General features: G+C 70.5%; 15 protein-coding genes. 10 read left to right on the top strand and 5 right to left on the bottom strand.

Going from position 1 to position 17,782, the window contains the following annotated elements; translation table 11 throughout:
- The first annotated feature begins 38 nt into the window (after positions 1–38).
- From AB0P18_RS03900 to msrA, 4 genes are all read left to right on the top strand, one after another.
- A complete protein-coding gene (locus AB0P18_RS03900; RefSeq protein WP_344051562.1) occupies positions 39–1,412 on the top strand; it encodes a threonine/serine exporter family protein in 1,374 nt (457 codons plus the stop codon).
- 55 nt (positions 1,413–1,467) lie between these two features.
- Entirely contained in the window at positions 1,468–2,526 is a 1,059-nt protein-coding gene (locus tag AB0P18_RS03905; RefSeq protein WP_344051564.1) for an alpha/beta hydrolase, read from the top strand.
- Between the two features lie 108 nt (positions 2,527–2,634).
- Positions 2,635–3,105, top strand: coding sequence for a peptide-methionine (R)-S-oxide reductase MsrB (gene msrB / locus AB0P18_RS03910; protein ID WP_344051566.1), 471 nt, complete (start codon positions 2,635–2,637; stop codon positions 3,103–3,105).
- The gene (gene msrA, locus AB0P18_RS03915; protein ID WP_344051568.1) at positions 3,102–3,653 is read left to right on the top strand and encodes a peptide-methionine (S)-S-oxide reductase MsrA; all 552 of its coding nucleotides are present in this window, start codon (positions 3,102–3,104) and stop codon (positions 3,651–3,653) included. Before msrB ends, msrA begins: the two co-directional genes overlap by 4 nt.
- Positions 3,654–3,702: 49 nt before the next feature.
- Here msrA and AB0P18_RS03920 read toward each other — a convergent pair whose 3' ends face one another.
- On the bottom strand, positions 3,703–4,863 hold the full coding sequence (locus AB0P18_RS03920; RefSeq protein WP_344051570.1) for a Gfo/Idh/MocA family oxidoreductase: 1,161 nt from the start codon (positions 4,861–4,863) through the stop codon (positions 3,703–3,705).
- Positions 4,863–5,663: a sugar phosphate isomerase/epimerase gene (locus AB0P18_RS03925; protein WP_363359015.1), complete on the bottom strand. Its 801-nt coding sequence runs from the start codon at positions 5,661–5,663 to the stop codon at positions 4,863–4,865. Before AB0P18_RS03925 ends, AB0P18_RS03920 begins: the two co-directional genes overlap by 1 nt.
- A 93-nt stretch (positions 5,664–5,756) precedes the next feature.
- Here AB0P18_RS03925 and AB0P18_RS03930 point away from each other — a divergent pair, with 93 nt between their 5' ends.
- The 6 genes from AB0P18_RS03930 to AB0P18_RS03955 all read left to right on the top strand — a co-directional run bounded on the left by AB0P18_RS03930 (position 5,757) and on the right by AB0P18_RS03955 (position 14,923).
- The gene (locus AB0P18_RS03930) at positions 5,757–6,386 is read left to right on the top strand and encodes a TetR/AcrR family transcriptional regulator (protein WP_363359016.1); all 630 of its coding nucleotides are present in this window, start codon (positions 5,757–5,759) and stop codon (positions 6,384–6,386) included.
- 192 nt (positions 6,387–6,578) lie between these two features.
- Positions 6,579–8,318, top strand: coding sequence for a sigma-70 family RNA polymerase sigma factor (locus AB0P18_RS03935; protein ID WP_363359017.1), 1,740 nt, complete (start codon positions 6,579–6,581; stop codon positions 8,316–8,318).
- Positions 8,319–8,320: 2 nt separating this feature from the next.
- Positions 8,321–9,283, top strand: coding sequence for an alpha/beta hydrolase (locus AB0P18_RS03940; RefSeq protein ID WP_363359018.1), 963 nt, complete (start codon positions 8,321–8,323; stop codon positions 9,281–9,283).
- A 41-nt stretch (positions 9,284–9,324) separates the two neighbouring features.
- Entirely contained in the window at positions 9,325–10,710 is a 1,386-nt protein-coding gene (locus tag AB0P18_RS03945) for an aminotransferase class V-fold PLP-dependent enzyme (protein ID WP_363359019.1), read from the top strand.
- Positions 10,711–10,856: 146 nt separating this feature from the next.
- On the top strand, positions 10,857–14,027 hold the full coding sequence (locus AB0P18_RS03950; protein ID WP_363359020.1) for a S8 family serine peptidase: 3,171 nt from the start codon (positions 10,857–10,859) through the stop codon (positions 14,025–14,027).
- 344 nt (positions 14,028–14,371) lie between these two features.
- Positions 14,372–14,923 (top strand): pyridoxamine 5'-phosphate oxidase family protein, encoded by a 552-nt coding sequence (locus tag AB0P18_RS03955; RefSeq protein ID WP_363359021.1) that lies wholly within the window; start codon positions 14,372–14,374, stop codon positions 14,921–14,923.
- A gap of 15 nt (positions 14,924–14,938) precedes the next feature.
- Here AB0P18_RS03955 and AB0P18_RS03960 read toward each other — a convergent pair whose 3' ends face one another.
- The 3 genes from AB0P18_RS03960 to AB0P18_RS03970 form a co-directional block, all read right to left on the bottom strand.
- Positions 14,939–15,388 carry a pyridoxamine 5'-phosphate oxidase family protein gene (locus AB0P18_RS03960; RefSeq protein WP_363359022.1) on the bottom strand — a complete coding sequence of 150 codons (450 nt, stop codon included), beginning with the start codon at positions 15,386–15,388 and terminating at the stop codon, positions 14,939–14,941.
- A 99-nt stretch (positions 15,389–15,487) separates the two neighbouring features.
- Positions 15,488–16,126, bottom strand: coding sequence for a response regulator transcription factor (locus tag AB0P18_RS03965; RefSeq protein ID WP_344051588.1), 639 nt, complete (start codon positions 16,124–16,126; stop codon positions 15,488–15,490).
- On the bottom strand, positions 16,123–17,772 hold the full coding sequence (locus AB0P18_RS03970; RefSeq protein ID WP_363359023.1) for a GAF domain-containing protein: 1,650 nt from the start codon (positions 17,770–17,772) through the stop codon (positions 16,123–16,125). Before AB0P18_RS03970 ends, AB0P18_RS03965 begins: the two co-directional genes overlap by 4 nt.
- Positions 17,773–17,782: the final 10 nt, after the last annotated feature.

The following is a 17,782-nucleotide window of genomic DNA, read 5'->3' on the forward strand; positions in this document are numbered from 1 at the left end:
CTGCGATGATGCAAGCGTCACCCGAAGACAGGTCCCCCGTGCCACCCATCGCGTTCTCTGCGCTCGCCGCCGCCATCGTCCTCGTCGCGGCGGGTCTCTTCCTGCTCGCCCGCCGTTCCCGCGCCGAACGCGACATCGCGATCGGCGCGCGTGCCGCGCTCATGACGGGTTCGCTCCCGATCGCCGAGGACGCGAAACCGGATGCCGCCGCCACGCTCGCCGCGACGGAGGCGGTCGGCGGCGCCATGACCGACGCCGGGTACTCGGTCGAGACGATCCAGAACGTGCTGGCGGACATCGCCGAGACGAACGGGCTTCCCGAGAGCCAGGCCCTGGTCTTCCCCAATGCCCTCCTCGTGTCGGCGCGCGGCGACGGTCAGCACCGCACCGGAGCCACGGCCAGCGGTGACGGGCAACTGCTGTTCTCGCAGATCGACGAGGTGCAGCGGACGGTGGATGCCGCACGCACGGGCCTGCTCGACCCGCAGTCCACGATCGAGAAGATCGCCCGCGTCCGGGACATGACACCGACCTACGGGCGGGTCGTTCGCGTGGTCGCGTACGGCTTCCTCAGCGGCGCGCTCGCGGTGCTGCTCGGTTCGACGTGGACCGGAGTGTCGCTGTCGGCCGGACTCGGCCTGATCACCGGCGCCGCGCTTCTCGTGAGCGAGCGCGTGCCGCGACGGTACTCCGCCCTCATCACCGTCGCGATCGCCTTCGGCGTGGCGCTCGTGGTGTTCCTGCTGCTGCGCGGGGGCTGGGGTTCCGGCATCCTGTCCGCGCTCATCGCGCCGCTCGTCGTCCTGCTCCCCGGGGCCCTGCTGACCACGGCCGTGCTCGAACTGTCCACGGGCAACATGATCTCCGGCGCGGGGCGTCTTGCCGCCGGGGGGATGCAGCTCGTCCTGCTCGGCGCCGGGATCGTCACCGCCGGCGCGGTCGTCGGGGTGCCGGACGTGGATTTCAGCAAGAACCCCGAGATGCTCGGCCCGTTCGCGCCGTGGGTCGCGGTCGCGGTGTTCGGGATGGCGATCTCTGTGCATCGGTGCGCGCCGCGGCGGACGATCGGCTGGATCCTGCTCGTCCTCTACGTCGCGTACTCGGCGCAGATCCTCGGCGGTCTCGTGCTCGGCGGTGTGCTGTCGGCGTTCATCGGGGCGCTCGTGGTGACGCCGGTGACGGCGCTCGTGGCCCGGCAGCCCTCCGGGCCGGCGGCGCTCATCAGCTTCACCCCCGCGTTCTGGCTGCTCGTCCCCGGAGCCCTCGGCCTCGTCGGGGTCGCCGACGTGCTCGGCGGTGATTCGGCCGCGGGCTCCTCGCTCGTCGCGACGCTGTCCACGATGGTCGCGATCGCCCTCGGCGTGCTGGCCGGCTCCAGCCTGTCCAACCGGATGCGGCGCCCCGCGCTCTGAAGCGGCTTGGTAGTCTGCGGCCGACCCTTCGTACGGCTCGGAAAGCAGATTGCGGATGATCGATCAGGTTCTTCTCTCCATCCCCGACGGTCAGGAGGATGTGACCGTCGTGCGGCCCATCGACGGCCTCAGCTACATCGACCCGGACGATCCGGCGATGCCGTCCTACCGCGTGATCGCGAACAACCGCGCGCCCGTCGCGTTGCGCGACATGATGATCATCCCGGTGCGCACCGGCTACGTCGGGGGCGGCGCCCATGTCGCGCCGGACCCGGCGCTCGTGCCTCCCACCGGTGCCGAGGCCGTCCCGGACGTCGAGGTCACGGTGGTGTACCTGCCGGTGAGCGGGGGTGTCGCGCGGTGCCAGGTCTATCGGCCGCGCTCAGCATCGCCCGCAGAGTTGCTTCCGGTTCTGCTCTACGTGCACGGCGGAGGATTCACCGTGGGCAGCTCCGATGACACCGACTACATCACGCGGCGACTCGCGCGGGACAACGGCATGCTCGTCGTCTCGGCGGACTACCGGCTCGCGCCGGAGTACCCCTTCCCGACGCCGTTGGAGGACGTCTACGACGTGTACCGCTGGCTGCGCGCGGACGCGGCCCGGGTGGGCGGCGACCCGGCGTGGGTCGGGGCGGCGGGCGATTCGGCCGGTTCGAATTTCGCGGCGGCTCTGCCTCTGCGCGCCCGGGCCGATGCGGTGCCGGTGCCGTCCGCGGTCGTGCTGCTGGGAGCGTTCGTCGACTTCGTCGCCGAGAGGTGGCCCTCGTTCCAGGCGATGGCCCCCCGCGGGATCGTGTATGACAGCGCCTTCTTCGGTTTCATCCGGGGCGCTTACGTGCCGACCACGCCGTGGACGGACCCGCTCGTCAGCCCGATCTACGGCGACCTCGCGGACTACCCGCCGACCGTGATCGCGACGGGGACGCACGACCCGATCGTGGACTCTGCGCGTGCCTTCGCCGACCTGCTGCGGGAGGCGGGCACCCCGGTGGCCGGATACTTCCCCGACGGCATGCCGCACGGCTTCTACTTCTTCCCGGACGTGCAGGTGCCCGAGGGGGATAGGGCGTTCGATGAGGTCGCGCGCTTCTTGGCCGCCCATCGTCCGTGACGCGGACGAACTCACGGCGCGCTCACAGTTTGACGGGACCAAAAACCCCGGCGGCGCGGTTCTGTTGAAGTGACGCGGCAGCCAGCCGCGTCGACCGAGGAGGAACCCATGTCCCACGACTACCGCGCGACGGCCGACGCCCTGAGCCGGCTGACCCCCGCGCAGTACCGCGTCACGCAGGACGACGGCACCGAGCCGCCGTTCCGCAACGAGTACTGGAACCACCACGAGCCCGGCATCTACGTCGACGTCGTCTCGGGCCAGCCGCTGTTCTCGTCGACCGACAAGTACGACAGCGGCACGGGCTGGCCGAGCTTCACCCGCCCGATCGAGCCCGCAGCCGTCACCGAGAAGGTGGACGGAATGCTGTGGATGAAGCGCACCGAGGTGCGCTCGTCGGGCGCCGACAGCCACCTCGGGCACGTCTTCGACGACGGACCCCGGGATGCCGGGGGCCTGCGCTACTGCATGAACTCCGCCGCGCTGCGCTTCATCCCCGTCGCACAGCTCGAGGAGCAGGGTTACGGTGACTACCGCAGCCTCTTCGACACGACCACCACACAGGAGAACGCATCATGACCAGCGGACCGAACGACACCGGCGAGATCACCCGCACCCCCGGAACCGAGACCGCCGTCCTCGCGGGCGGTTGCTTCTGGGGCGTGGAGGACCTGATCCGTCGCCAGCCCGGCGTGCTCGACACCCGCGTCGGCTACACCGGCGGAGCGAACGACCACGCGACCTACCGCAACCACCCGGGCCACGCCGAGGCCGTCGAGATCGTTTTCGACCCCACGAAGACGACGTACCGCGACATCCTGGCGTTCTTCTTCCAGATCCACGACCCGTCGACGCTGAACCGCCAGGGCAACGACATCGGCACGAGCTACCGGTCGGCGATCTTCCCGCTGGATGCCGAGCAGGAGCGGATCGCGCGCGACACGATCGCCGACGTCGACGCGTCGGGGCTCTGGCCCCGCAAGGCTGTCACCACGATCGAGCCCGCGGGCCCGTTCTGGGAGGCCGAGCCCGAGCACCAGGACTACCTCGTGCGGATCCCGCACGGCTACACGTGCCACTTCGTGCGGCCCGGATGGGTGCTGCCCAAGCGCGACGCGACCGTCTAGGACGAACGAGAACGGCCGGGCCCGGGGGCCCGGCCGTTCTGCGTGTCTTCTACAGCGTGCGGGCGAACGGGTCGAAGTCGACCGGCACCGCCGCGATCGGCTCGACCGTGCTCTCGACCGTCACGAACTCGCCGCGAGCGGCGGAGTCCTGCGCGGCGGCCATCGTGTCCAGCACGTGGTAGCCGAGCTCGCCGGTCGCGCGATGCGGGCGGCCCGTGCGGATCGCCCGCGCCATGTCGAGCGCGCCGAGTCCTCGGCCGACGACGACACCCTCTTCGGGCACCTCCGTGAACTCCTGCTCGGCCACGGCGGCGAGGGCGGGGTCGGAGCCCCGGTGGCCGAACGGGCGCGTGATGGCGGTCCGTCCCGTGAACATGTTCGGATCCGGCAGCACGATCGTCCCCTCCGTGCCCGAGATCTCGAAGAAGCCCTGGCGGCGCAGCGCCGAGTCGAAGCTCAGGAGCGACTGCGACTGGGCGCCGCCCTCGAACGTCGCGAGCACGTTGATCGTCGAAGGGACCTCGACCGGGAACGTCTGCCCGGCATCCGGCCCCACGAGGATCGTGCGCTCCTCGACCTGCTTGAGCCCCATCGCGGCGACCGTCGCCACCGGACCGAGGATCGAGATCAGCGTGGTCAGGTAGTACGGGCCCATGTCGAACAGGGGTCCGGCGCCGTTCGCGTACAGGAAGCCCGGGTTCGGGTGGAACACCTCGGGGCCCTGGTACTGCATGCTCGTCTGCGCGAAGAGCGGTCGGCCGATGTCACCGCGTTCGATCGCCCGCTTGGCGGACTGGATGCCGGGCCCCAGCACGGTGTCCGGGGCGATCCCGACCCGAAGGCCCGCGGCATCGGCCTGCGCGAGCAGCGCCCGAGCGCTCTCGCGGTCGATGCCGATGGGCTTCTCGCTCCAGACGTGCTTGCCCGCGGCGATCGCGAGAGAGGAGACCTCGACGTGCGCGGCGGGGATCGTGAGGTTGATCACGAGCTCGACACCGGGGTGGGCGAGGACGTCCTCCGCGGTTCCGGATGCCGGCACCCCGTGCTTCTGCGCCTGCGCGGCGGCCCGCTCGGCCAGCACATCGCCGACGATGAGCACCTCCACGTCGGGGAAGCTGTTCAGGTTCTCCAGATACGTGTCGCTGATGTTGCCGGCACCGATCACGCCGATGCCGACGGGGCCCGATCCGACGGGCGCGAACGCGGCCATCAGGAGAGTCCTCGAGCCGCGAGGAACTCGTACCCGGTGCGGACGCCCGCCCAGATGTCACCCGGGTAGGCGTCGAACTCGACGATGGCGTACTGCGCCGCATGCGCGGCATCGAGCGCGGCGGTCAGCGCGACCGCGCCTTCTCCGGCGGGCACCTGATCGGTCGGCACGGTGCCCAGCGACGGAAGCGGGTCGAGCGTGCCGTCCTTGACGTGGAGGGCCACGACGCGGTCGCCGAGGCGTTCGACGAGGGCCGCCACGTCGGCGCCGCCGGCCGAGGCCCAGTACAGGTCGAGCTCGAGGCCGACCGCGGGATCGAGGTGCTCGGCGAAGATCTCCAGGGCGAAGCGTCCGTCGATGCGGTTCGTGAACTCCTGGTTGTGATTGTGGTACCCCACCGCGATGCCGTACCCGGCGCCGATCTGCGCCGCGGCGTTGAGCGCCTCGGCCGTCTTGCGGATCTCCTCGGTGCTCTCCCAGCGGTCCGGGGCGACGAACGGGTCGAACACGGTCGACATGCCGAGCTTCGTCGCGGCCTGGAAGACCTCGTCGGGTGTGGGGACGGCGATCGTCGGGTCGAACGGGTTCTCCGTGCCGGAGGCGAGCGAGGCGTGGCCGGTCGGGGAGGCGAGTCCGTGTCGGGTGAATGCCTCGGCGAGCTCGTCCGCCCGGGTCACGAAGCCGAACGCCTCGACGTTGCGGAAGCCGATCTCGCGGAGCGAGGCGAGCGTCGCGTCGGCGTCGGCGGTGAGCTCGTCTCTCACCGTCCACAGCTGGACGGAGATTGCGGGGGTGGTCATGGAGCGGTCCTGCTTTCTTGCGGGCGGGCGAGCTTTTGGGAACGGTACCACAGAAAACCACCACCTGGAGGTTTTTCTTGGTACGCTTCGGATATGCCCGCGCCGACGCCCTCCGACGAACCCGGGACGAGTCGTCGCCCGTACGCGAAGGGCGTCGCACGGCGGCAGGAGATCCTCGACCGGGCGATCGAGGTGTTCGCGGCGAAAGGCGCCGAGGGTACGTCGCTGCGAGCGATCGCCGAGCGGATCGGGGTCTCGCACGCGGCCCTGCTGCACTACTTCGGCTCACGCGAAGAGCTCCTCGTCGAGGTGCTGCGGCACTGGGAGGCGCTGCGTGGGGGAGCCCCGCGCGAAGTGGTGGGCGCGATGGTGGCCGCGGCCGAGCGCAACGTGACCGTTCCCGGATTCGTCGCGCTGTACACGTCCCTCCTCGCCGGCGCGGTCGAGCCCGACAAGGCCTACTCCCGCGAGTTCTTCTCGGCGCGCTTCGCGCGACTGCGCGGGGAGATCGCACGTCTGATCCGTCTCGGTCAGGCAGACGGGACGATCCGCACGGACGTGGACGCCGAGGAGATGGCTGCCCTCGTGATCGCCGCCTCCGACGGGCTGCAGACGCAGTGGCTCCTCGATCCGGCCGTCGACATCGCCCGGAGTCTGCTGCTGCTGGAGCGCATCCTCGCCGTCCCGCACGTCGCTCAGAAGAATTCCGACGAACCCGCGTAATGGACGGCGCGGCCCGGCGTCCTGGGTGTGTGAAGTAGAGCTCCATGTACTTCACGGTGCTGCCCCAACAGTGCCTGGGCCGTCGCTGCTTGGTTTCATCCCCAGAAGTCAGCGTCGGCCCTCAACTGTCTCCGCGGGCTTCGTCGAGCGCTTCGGCTATCTTTGCCGGCATCCGCGTGATAGGCATTCCTCATGGCAGACGATCTGGGGTCGTCGCATGTTCGCAGCGATTTTGGGGAATTGAGCGACGCCGAGCTCGTGCGTGCAACCCGCGAGGGCTCGCGGCGTGCGTATGCCGCGCTGTACGCGCGGCACTCTTCGGGCGCGCTCAAGTACGCGCGCACCCTCACCTCGTCGGATGCCGATGACGTGGTCTCCGAGGCGTTCCTGAAGGTGTACTCCGCCCTTCGCGCGGGGAAGGGCCCCGAGGAGGACTTCCGCTTCTACCTCCGCTCAGCGGTGCGCAACACGTTCGTCTCCATGGTGCGTGCGCGCCGGACGGTCGACGCGGGTGACGCGATCGAGGAGGTCGTCGGCGATCGCGGCGCCGATGTCGCCTCTCTCCGCAGCTTCGACGGATCGACCACGGCCAAGGCTTTCCTGTCGCTGCCGGCGCGGTGGCAGGAGGTGCTGTGGTACCTCGAGGTCGAGGGTTTCAGCCGGGAGCGCACGGCCGAGATCCTGGGCATGAACGCGAATGCGGTCTCCGCACTGTCCTTCCGCGCGCGCGAAGCGCTGCGGACGGCCTGGGTGCAGCAGCATGTCGGTGCCCCGTCCGACCTCGACCGGGGCTGCGAGGCGATCTCGCCGCTGCTCGGCGCGCACTCGCGACGGGGTCTCTCGCGACGTGATCGCCTCCGGGTCGAGCACCACCTGACCGGCTGCGGACACTGCCGCTCGATCGTCGACGAGCTGTCCGAACTGCTGACCCCCGGCCGGCTCGCGCTCGCCCTGCTGCCCCTCGTGGTCACCGGCGGTGGATTTGCGGCGTGGGCCGCGCGCTTCGGTGTGGGTTCGACCTCGATCGGTCCCGCGGCGCTCGCCTCGGCATCCGCTGCGGCACCGTCCACCGCGCTGCTCGCTTCCGTTGGCGGCAGCACGGGTGCGGCGGCCCTGTCGGTCGTGGGCAAGGTCGCCGCGTGCGCCGTGGCGGTCGCGATGATCGTGCCGCCCGCCCAGATGCTGATCGTCGCGGTGAACGACGCGCCGCTCACCCCTCACTCCTCGAGCACGATCCACCGCGCCGTGTTCAGCGAAGACGGGGCGGATCAGGTGTCGCCGACCGGCCCGCTCGTCGACGAGTCTCCGCAGACGGACCCGACCGCGCCCGCGGATGCCGACGATCCGGTCGCGGGCGGACGGCCGGAGTGGGCGGGTACACCCGGGGGCAACCCGGACGGCGGCGGCAACGCGGCAGCCGACGCTGCCGGGGATGCCGGGGGCAATGCGAACGCGGGTGGGAGCAACCCGAATGCGGGTGGCGGAAACCCGAACGCGGGTGGAAGCAACCCGAACGCGGGCGGTGGCAACCCGAACGCGGTCGGTGGCAACGCCAATGCCAATCCCAACGCCGGCGCGACCGGCAACACGAACTCGAAGGGAAACGCGAACTCGAGCCCGAATGCGAATGCCAACGCCAACGCCAACGGCAACGGGAACGGCAACGGCAACGGCAACGGCAACGGCAACGGCAACGGGAACGCGAACGGCAACGGGAACGGCAACGGGAATGCCGACGGCAACGCGAACGGTAAGGGGCAGGTGAGCGGCAATGCGTCCCCGCAGGCCGGCAACGCCGCCCCGAACGGCGCAGCGGCGTCGAACGGCCAGGGCAGCACCGCGCGCAGCGCGAACGCGAACAGCGCCACGACTCCCGGGGCGAAGGGCGGCCCGGCGGAGGACGCCGCACCGACGACTCCCACCGGCCCGTAGTCATGGCTGACGGTGCGCCTCCGCCGTTCGATCCCGAATTCGACGAGGTGCTGAGCCGACTCGCCGGCACGGTGCCGCCCGCGATCACCCCCGATCTGATCGAGGGTTTCCGCGCGCTTCCGCCGGATCCCACCGTCGGGGGCCTCATGGCCGCCCTCGGAGTCACGCACGAGCAGCGCACGGTGCCGGGATTCGAGGGGGCGGCCCTGAACGCATCGGTCTTCCGCTCGCCCGCGCAGGATGCACCGGGCCCCGGCATCCTGTATCTGCACGGCGGAGGGATGGTCTTCGGCAACCGGTTCGGCGGCGTCGGCGCATATCTGCCGTTCATCGCGAGCCACGGTGCCGTCGTGATCACGATCGACTACCGACTCGCACCGGAGCATCCCGACCCGGCGCCGGTCGAGGACTGCTTCGCGTCGGCGCGCTGGATCGCGCAGCACGCCGACGAGCTCGGCATCGACCCCGGCCGGATCATCGTCGCCGGGCAGAGTGCCGGGGCGGGACTGGCCGCCGGTGTCTGCCTGCTGGCCCGCGACCGCGATGAGCCGGCGATCGCCGCGCAGGTGCTCGTGAGCCCGATGCTCGACGACCGTAACGACACCGGGTCGGCCCACCAGATCGACGGCCGGGGCGTATGGGACCGCACGAGCAACGCGACCGGGTGGTCGGCCCTCCTCGGCGACCGGCGCGGTGGCGATGCCGTCACGGATGCCGCCGCCCCGGGCCGCGCGATCGACCTCGGCGGTCTGCCGCCCGCGTTCCTCTCGGTCGGCAGCGCCGAGGTCTTCCGCGACGAGACCGTCGCGTATGCGTCGCGCATGTGGGCGGGAGGCGGCGACGCCGAGCTGCACGTCTGGCCGGGAGGATTCCACGGGTTCGAGAACTTCGCTCCCCAGGCGGCGCTCTCCCGTGCGGCGGCGGCTGCGCGGGACGGATGGCTCACCCGGTTCCTGAATCGGTGACACGCTCGCCGTATGCGCGCGGGCGCGACAGACTGTCTGGCATGACCCACGCGCCCGAACCAGATCACATGCACGCCATCTCGGACGACACCCGCGACACCGTCGACGAGGTGCTGCACTACGCCCGACGACGTGCGCTCTTTCAGGACATCCCGCTCGACAAGGCGATGTCGCCGCGCGACCTGGCCCGGCTGGCGTCGGGATCGATCACCGCCGACGGCATCGGGGCGCGACGGGCGATCGGGCTGTTCGAGAACGTGCTCGCACCGGCCTGCATCTCCACCGACCACCCTGGATACCTGTCGTTCATCCCGTCCGCGCCGACGAAGGCCGCCCTCGCGTTCGACGTCGTGGTCTCCGCGTCGGCGATCTACGCCGGGTCGTGGATGGAGGGTGCGGGGGCGGTCTACGCCGAGAACGAGGTCCTGCATTGGCTCGCGCGCGAGTTCGGCCTGCCCGAGGGCGCCGGCGGCGTCTTCGTGCAGGGCGGCACGATCGGCAATCTGTCCGCTCTCGTCGCCGCGCGCGACGTGGCGCGGCGACGCAATCGCCAGGTCGGGCGCGAGGACCCCGCGCGCTGGATCATCGTCTGCAGTGCGGAGGCGCACTCCTCGATCGCGTCGGCGGCCGCGGTCATGGACGTCGACGTCATCACCGCGGCACCGGATGCCGAGGGGCGGCTGCATGGCGAATCCGTGAGCGCTCTGCTCGACGAGCACGGCCCAGCGGTGTTCGCCGTCGTCGCCACGGGCGGCACCACGAACTTCGGCATCGTGGACGACATCGCCTCGGTCGCCGCGGCGACGCGTGGGAGGGACGTCTGGCTGCACATCGACGGCGCCTACGGGCTCGCCGCGATGCTCGTCGAGAGCATGCGGCCGGCCTTCGAAGGTGTCGGCGAGGCGGACTCGGTGATCGTCGACCCGCACAAGTGGCTTTTCGCGCCGTTCGACGCGTGCGCGCTCATCTACCGCGATCCCTCCGTAGCCCTCGCCGCGCACACGCAGAAAGCCGAATACCTCGACACGCTCACCGAATCCGCCGACTGGAACCCGTCCGACCTCGCGATCCAGCTCACGCGGCGTGCGCGCGGACTTCCGCTGTGGTTCTCGCTCGCGACGCACGGCACCGAGCACTACCGGGCCGCGATCGACGGCGGCATCCGTCTGGCTCGTCGCATCGCCGACGAGATCACCGCTCGAGAAGGGGTCTCGCTCGTCCGCGAGCCCCAGCTCTCGGTCGTCGTCTTCCGGCGGGAGGGCTGGTCGCCGGCGGACTACCAGGCGTGGTCGGACCGGCTGCTGGAGGACCAGCGGGCCTTCGTCGTCCCGAGCTCCCACGCGGGGGAGACGGTGCTGAGGTTCGCGATCATCAGTCCGCTCACGACGTTCGAGACGCTCACCGACATCCTCGACACCCTCGCCTGAGCGGTCCGGGAGAGCGGGAGGCGGGCCGACGCGCAAGACCATTGCCAGAGGGATAGGTCGCACATAGACTCATCGAACTGCTCGGCAGTCGGGGCGGACGGCGTCGTCGGTCCCGGAGTCAGGACCTCAATCCCCCCAGGAGTGTCATGCATTCTCGCCCACGCGCCCTCATGTCCGCGGTCATCGCCGCGATCGCCGTTCCGGCCCTGATCTTCGGCTCCGCGCCGGCATGGGCGGCTGATCCGATATCTCCACCGACGTTGCCCGACGCCGCGACCGGCGACGGGTACGACACCCCGACTCCTCGCGGTCTCGCCGACAGCCTGAAGAGGGCATCGGGTGCGGTGGAGGTCAGCGTCCGGCTCGCCGAACCGGCGATCGCCGAGACGGTGCCCGAAGGGGCGATCGCCGACGGCACCGTGCCCGGGGCATCCGACCAGCTGGCGCAGAAGGACCGCGTCAACGCGCAGCAGGACGAGTTCGTCGCCGCGGCCGATGATCTCGGTGTGACCGAGCTCGCCCGCACCGACCTCGCCGCGAACATCGTCGCGGTCTCGGTCGACGCCGGGCAGCTGGAGAGCCTCGCGGCTCTCCCGAACGTCATCTCGATCAACCCGATCCGCACGTACGAGAAGGACATCGTGACGGCGGCCGCGGAGGAGACCGTCGAGTCGGGCAGCCTCGCGCAGGCGATCGACTACGTCCAGGCCGCCCCGCTGCACGCGCAGGGCATCGACGGCACGGGCGTGAAGGTGGCCGTGCTCGACTCGGGCATCGACTTCACCCACCTCAACCTCGGCGGACCCGGCGACCAGGCCGTGACCGACGAGTGCTTCGCGGGAGCCGCGGCCCCCGTGGCCGGCATCTGCGCCACGCTCTTCGGCGAAGGAGCCCCCAAGGTCAAGGGCGGGTACGACTTCGTCGGCGAGAACTGGCCGAACTCCGACCTCGTCCAGGACCCCAACCCGATCGACGCGGGACCCGAAGCGGGCCACGGCACGCACGTCGCCGACATCATCGGCGGCCGGAGCGCCGACGGCTCGCATCTGGGCATCGCCCCGGGCGTCGACCTCTACGGCGTGAAGGTCTGCTCGTCGGTGTCGACCTCGTGCAGCGGCGTCGCGATCCTCCAGGGTCTGGACTGGTCCCTCGACCCGAACGGCGACGGGGACATCTCCGACGCGGTCGACGTCGTCAACATGTCCCTCGGCTCGTCGTACGGCCAGGAGCAGGACGACTCGGCGTTCGCCGCGAACAACCTCGTCAACGCAGGTGTGGTCGTGGTCGCCTCCGCAGGCAACTCCGCCGACCGTCCCTTCATCGTCGGGTCGCCGTCGTCGGCGCCCGGCGTGATCAGCGTCGCGCAGACCTCGCTGCCGGACGACCTGCAGTGGGTCATCCAGACCAGCGCCGGCACCACCATCACGAACGCCGTGCTGCAGTCCTGGTCGCCCGCGCCGACGGGGGTCATCTCCGCTCCGCTGGCGCGACCGACGGATGCGGGCGGCATCGGCTGCTCGGCAGGCGCCTACTCGTCCTTCCCGGCCGGCTCGATCGCGCTCGTCTCGCGCGGCTCGTGCAACGTGTCGGACAAGGCGGTCTTCGCCCAGGATGCCGGTGCGATCGCCGTCATCATCTACAACAACGCCCCCGGTGACCCGCCCAGCTTCAGCTTCGGCAGCACCGTCCCGGTCACCGTTCCGACATTCAGCATCTCCCAGTCCGCGGGTCAGGCTCTCGTGGCCGCCCTCGCCACCGGGCCCGTCACCGCGACGATCGATCCGGCCAGTGCGATCTCGCTGTCGAACACGATGGTCGGCACGTCGAGCCGCGGCACGACGATGGGCGACAACCGGGCCAAGCCCGACATCGGCGCCCCCGGCGCATGGCTGTCGGCCGAGACCGGCACGGCGACGGAAGAGACGAACTTCGGCGGAACCTCCGGTGCCGCCCCGGTCGTCTCCGGTGCCGCGGCGCTGCTGATCGACAAGTTCCCGGACGCCACGCCGCTCACGATCAAGGCGCGTCTGCTCAACGGTGCGGACAACACCAACCGCACTCCGACCGCGGACGGCTTCATCACGACGCCGATCTCGCGCATCGGCGCGGGTGAAGTGCGGGTCGCCGCGGCGGCGGACGCAGCCAGCGTTCTGACGACGCCCGGCGCCGGCGGAAACATCGGTCTCGGCATCCCGTCGATCACGACGAAGTCGAACTACTCCACCGACGTCGAGCTCACCCTCACGAACACGAGCGACACGAAGCTGAAGTACGACCTCGCCGCGAGCTTCCGCGAGGAGGCCGATCAGGCCAGCGGTGCGGTCGCGCTCAAGTTCGCGCCGAACAGCGTCAACCTCGGTGCCGGCAAGAGCCAGAAGATCAAGGTCAAGGTGACGATCGACGGCTCGAAGCTGCAGGACTGGCCCTTCAACGACGTGGGCGCCACCGGTGGCGACGGGTCGCTGCTGAACGGACCCGAGTTCGACGGCTGGATCACGGCGACATCCGAGCGCGACAGCGTGAAGATCGGCTGGACCGTCCTGCCGAAGAAGGCCGCCGAGGTGAGCGCGAGCTCGTCGCTCAAGCTCAAGAAGGACGGCACCGGATCGGTCAAGGTCAAGAACACGTCGTCGGTGGCGAGCGGGGATGTGGAGATCTTCGCCCTGACCGGCACGAGCCCCGAGCTGCCCGACCCCGCGCCGGGTGAGCCCGGGTCGCCGGGCAGCAACGCGGCGATCATCGACCTCGCCGCGGTGGGTGTGCGCGAGCCGGAGCCGGGCTTCGTCCAGTTCGGCGTCGCGACGTACGACCGCCGCACCGTGCTGAACTACCCGGCCGAGTTCGACGTGTACGTCGACTCGAACAACGACGGGACCGACGACTACATCGTCTACAACGCCGAACTGGGCGGGTTCGCCCTCACCGGCCAGACCGTCGTCTACGTCGCGAACCTCGCGACCGGTGCGAGCACGGCGTACTTCTACGTCGACGGAGGATTCAACTCGTCGACGCAGATCCTCACCGCGCCGATGTCGGCGCTCGGCATCGCGCCGGGACAGACGTTCGGCTACAGCGTGTACGCGTTCGACAACTACTTCACCGGGGCGACGACCGACTCGATCGAGGGTCAGACGTTCACCGCCGGTGAGGTGAAGTACACGCCCTCGTCCGGCACGCTGACGGTGCCGGCGAAGTCGAACTCGACGATCGACGTGAAGGCGACCGCCGCCGCCGGAGCGTCGACGCAGACCGGCCTGCTGCTGCTCTACCGCAGCGCCGCGACGAACGACTACGGCGTGGTCCAGATCGCGAAGTAGCCGCGCATCACGGGGCCGGGCGTCGGAAGGCGCCCGGCCCCGTCGCGTGCCCGCGCGTCCTCTCTCGCGCCCTCGAGGTGGTCCCTTTCCCGCCGAGGTGGTCCCTTTTCTCCCGAGGTGGTCCCTTTTCTCCCGAGGTGGTCCCTTTTCTCCCGAGGTGGTGTGCACCATCTCGCGGAGAAACCGACCATCTCGGCGGAGGAGGCACCATCTCGGCGGAGAACCCACCATCTCGGGGCGGAACGCGGGACAGAGGAGAAGGGAGCGGAGGGGGCGGAGGACCTTCGGCCTAGCGAACAGAGCCGGATCGGAGTGGACTGGGGGGTGAGTGAGAGGAGTCCGCCATGACGAACGACGACAAGGGCATCGAGCACCTCACCACGACCGAATGCTGGCGGCTGCTGGAGAGCACGTCGCTCGGTCGGCTCGCGGTGGCGGGCGACAAAGGCGTCCCGGATCTCTTTCCGGTCAACTTCACCGTGCACAGCGGTTCCGTCTTCCTCCGGTCGGCGCCCGGATCCAAGCTCATGGACATCGCGGCGCACCCCGGCGTCGCATTCGAGATCGACGGGGAGGACCCGCTCTCGCACTGGAGCGTCGTGATCCGCGGATCAGCCGTGCGCCTCGATTCGGATGCCGAGATCCACGAGTCCGGCGTCGAGATGCTCCGATCCGCGAGTCCGACCGAGAAGCACGACTTCGTGCGCATCACCCCGGCCTCGGTGACCGGTCGGCGCTTCCGAAAAGACGCGACATCCGCCCCCGCCGCCCCTCCTGTCACGACGACCGGCTCGCACGAGCCGATCAGGCCGCCGGAGCGCGGAGGTCAGCATCCCGACCGCACCGCGACCGGACCCATTCCGATCCCGCACTTCCCGCCGCGTCCGACGCACTGACACAGCGGTCGGACGTCAGCTCGTGGGGCCGCCGTCGACGACGGCGTAGCGGTCCGGCTCCGGCGCGCGGCGGAACCGGCGGCCGGAGAGCCGGGACGGGGTGATGCGCACCCAGCGGTACTTGAGCGTGGGGATCCAGGGCTCGAGGCCCAGGGCGTCGGCACGGTCGATGTCGTCCTGCGCATCGAGGCGCTCGGCGACGCCCTTGGCCACGACACTGGCCGCGGTCTCGTCGTCGTAGCGATCGGCCTCCAGCGCCACGCGCGGATTCGCGGTCAACTCTGCGAGCTTCGAGCCCGGAGAAGTCCGGAAGTAGAGGGCGCCCTCGTGCGCGACGAAGTTGATCGGGAAGATGTCCACGTCATCGCGCACGCTCAGCGCGAGTCTGCCGAGCTGCGCGTGCGCGAGGAGATGCCAGCACTCCTCGGCCGTCATCTCGGTGACGACGTTGTCTTCGACATCCACGGTGGCCTCCTCGCTCGACCTCGGAGCGACTGCCCCGATGCGGTGATGACGATTCAACTCGGCAGCGACGGCCGCGCCCAGGGCCGAAGGTCCCGCCGTTCAGGAGCGCTCGCGGCGGTGTTCGGCACCGTAGACGGCAGCCTGCGTGCGCCGCTCCATGCCGAGCTTCGCGAGCAACCCGCTCACGTAGTTCTTCACCGTCTTCTCGGCGAGCCCGAGTCGCTCGCCGATCTCGCGGTTGGTCAGCCCTTCCGCGATCAGCGAGAGCACCTGACCCTCTCGCAGCGACAGTGCGGGTGCGACCGCTTCTTCGCGCGCCGCCGGCGCGAGCGCGCTCGCCGCCTGCTGCAGCACGGCCGGCGGCTGGATCGTGCGCCCGGACGCGACCCGCCGGATCGCGTCGATCAGGGCCCGGCTGCGGATGTCCTTCAGGACGTAGCCGCTCGCCCCCGCCAGGACGGCCGAGCGCAGGGCGTCGTCGTCGTCGTACGCCGTGAGGATCAGGCAGGAGATCTCGGGATGCGCCGAACGCACGTCCCGGCAGAGGTCGATCCCGTTGCCGTCGGGGAGGCGGACGTCGAGGACCGCCACATCCGGCAGCGTGGCCTCGATCCGGCGCCCCGCTTCGTGTACCGAGCCGGCTTCGCCGACGACGGTCAGATCGGGTTCGGCGTCGACGAGCTGCGCGATCCCGCGCCGCACGATCTCGTGATCGTCCACCAGGAATACGCGGATCATCCCGCCCGTCCTTCCGTCGTCGCAGGCACCGTCCACCGCACCCGGGTGCCTCCCTCGGGTCCCGGGGAGATCGTGCACGTTCCGCCGAGCAGCGCGGCGCGCTCGATCATGTTGGCGAGCCCGCTCATGTGCACATCCGATGGGATGCCGCGCCCGTCGTCCACGACCGTGAGGGTGACGATTCCCGACTCGATGCTCAGAGCGACTTCGACGCTCTGTGCCTGTGCGTGCTTGGCCACATTCGTCAGACACTCGCGCAGCACCGCGGTCAGCTCGTCCGCGAGTCCCGTCGAGACGAGCGAGTCCAGCGCCCCGGCGAACGTCACGCGCGGCGTCATGAGCATGCCGGTGGACAGCTCGGAGACGACGTCGAGCATCCTGTCGCGCAGGCGACGCTGCGTGCGGTCGCCCGAGCCGAGAGCGAAGATCACCGTGCGGATGTCCTTGATCGCGGCATCGAGGGCGTCGACCTGCCGTTCGATCGCGGCTCCGGCCTCGGCATCCACCGTCGTGGACACCGCCTGCAGGGACAGACCGGCTCCGAAGAGCCGCTGGATCACATGGTCGTGCAGATCGCGCGCGATCCGGGCTCGATCCCGGCTCTGATCGAGCCGACGCCGGTCCTCGCGCGCCCGCACCACCTCGATCGCGACCCCCGCCTGGCCCGCGAACGCGAACGCCATGTCGAGGTCGACGGCGGTGAAGGCCGGGGCGTTGGGGCGCCGTGAGACGGTGAGCACGCCGAGGGGCTCGTCCGCGGCGAACAGCGGGATCGCGACGGTGGGGCCGCGGTCGCTCCGGCCGTCCGGCAGGCTCTGCGCGTCCACGCTCGCCGCCCGGCGGGTCGACAGCGCCCGCGCAGCGAGCGTGCCCGCGGCGGGAAGGATCTCGCCGCGGGCCGGTGCGCCGGGAGCCGTGCCGGCCGCACCGCGCACCGTCGTCACCCGGAACTCCTCGTCGCCGTGCGGGACCATGACCGCGACGAGGTCCACGTCCATCAGTGCGCCGACGTGGTCGGCGATCACCTCGAGGACGTCTTCGGTGTCGGCATCCAGCATCGCCGCCATCACGTCGGCGGTCGTCGCGCTCCACGCCTCGCGTGAGCGGGTGATGTCGAACAGTCGGGCGTTCTCGATCGCGATGCCGGCGCTCGCGGCGAGCGCGACCACGAGCTCCTCGTCGTCCCCGGTGAAGGGGCCGTGGTCGCTCTCGGCCAGGTAGAGGTTGCCGTAGACCTGCTCGCCGACGCGGATCGGCACCCCGAGGAACGCATCCATCGCCGGGTGGTGGGCGGGGAAGCCCACCGAGCGGGGATCGGCGGTCAGGTTCTCGAGGCGGATCGGGGCACGCTCGGCGATCACGGCACCGAGCAGTCCGCGTCCGGCCGGCAGGTGACCGATGTGGGCGACGGTCGCCGCATCGACGCCGACGTGGATGAACCGCTCCAGACCGTCGCCGTCGGCCGCGATGACGCCCAGAGCGCCGTACCGCGCGCCGACGAGGTTCATCGCCGACTCCACGATTCGGCGGAGCACGATCTCGAGGTCGAGGCGCTCCACGACGGATGTCGTCGCCCGCAGCAGATCTCGCAGTCGCCGATCCGCGCGGTCGTCGTCGACCTGCGCGTGCTGATCGGTCCGCGACACGGCGACCTCC

It is taken from the genome of Microbacterium sp. NPDC064584 (assembly GCF_040687315.1).
GTDB lineage: Bacteria > Actinomycetota > Actinomycetes > Actinomycetales > Microbacteriaceae > Microbacterium > Microbacterium lacus.

Coding starts and splice junctions, on each gene's coding strand:
- AB0P18_RS03905 (WP_344051564.1), top strand. CDS start 1,468: ATGATCGATCAGGTTCTTCTCTCCATCCCCGACGGTCAGGAGGATGTG.
- msrB (WP_344051566.1), top strand. CDS start 2,635: ATGTCCCACGACTACCGCGCGACGGCCGACGCCCTGAGCCGGCTGACC.
- msrA (WP_344051568.1), top strand. CDS start 3,102: ATGACCAGCGGACCGAACGACACCGGCGAGATCACCCGCACCCCCGGA.
- AB0P18_RS03920 (WP_344051570.1), bottom strand. CDS start 4,863: ATGGCCGCGTTCGCGCCCGTCGGATCGGGCCCCGTCGGCATCGGCGTG.
- AB0P18_RS03925 (WP_363359015.1), bottom strand. CDS start 5,663: ATGACCACCCCCGCAATCTCCGTCCAGCTGTGGACGGTGAGAGACGAG.
- AB0P18_RS03930 (WP_363359016.1), top strand. CDS start 5,757: ATGCCCGCGCCGACGCCCTCCGACGAACCCGGGACGAGTCGTCGCCCG.
- AB0P18_RS03935 (WP_363359017.1), top strand. CDS start 6,579: ATGGCAGACGATCTGGGGTCGTCGCATGTTCGCAGCGATTTTGGGGAA.
- AB0P18_RS03940 (WP_363359018.1), top strand. CDS start 8,321: ATGGCTGACGGTGCGCCTCCGCCGTTCGATCCCGAATTCGACGAGGTG.
- AB0P18_RS03945 (WP_363359019.1), top strand. CDS start 9,325: ATGACCCACGCGCCCGAACCAGATCACATGCACGCCATCTCGGACGAC.
- AB0P18_RS03950 (WP_363359020.1), top strand. CDS start 10,857: ATGCATTCTCGCCCACGCGCCCTCATGTCCGCGGTCATCGCCGCGATC.
- AB0P18_RS03955 (WP_363359021.1), top strand. CDS start 14,372: ATGACGAACGACGACAAGGGCATCGAGCACCTCACCACGACCGAATGC.
- AB0P18_RS03965 (WP_344051588.1), bottom strand. CDS start 16,126: ATGATCCGCGTATTCCTGGTGGACGATCACGAGATCGTGCGGCGCGGG.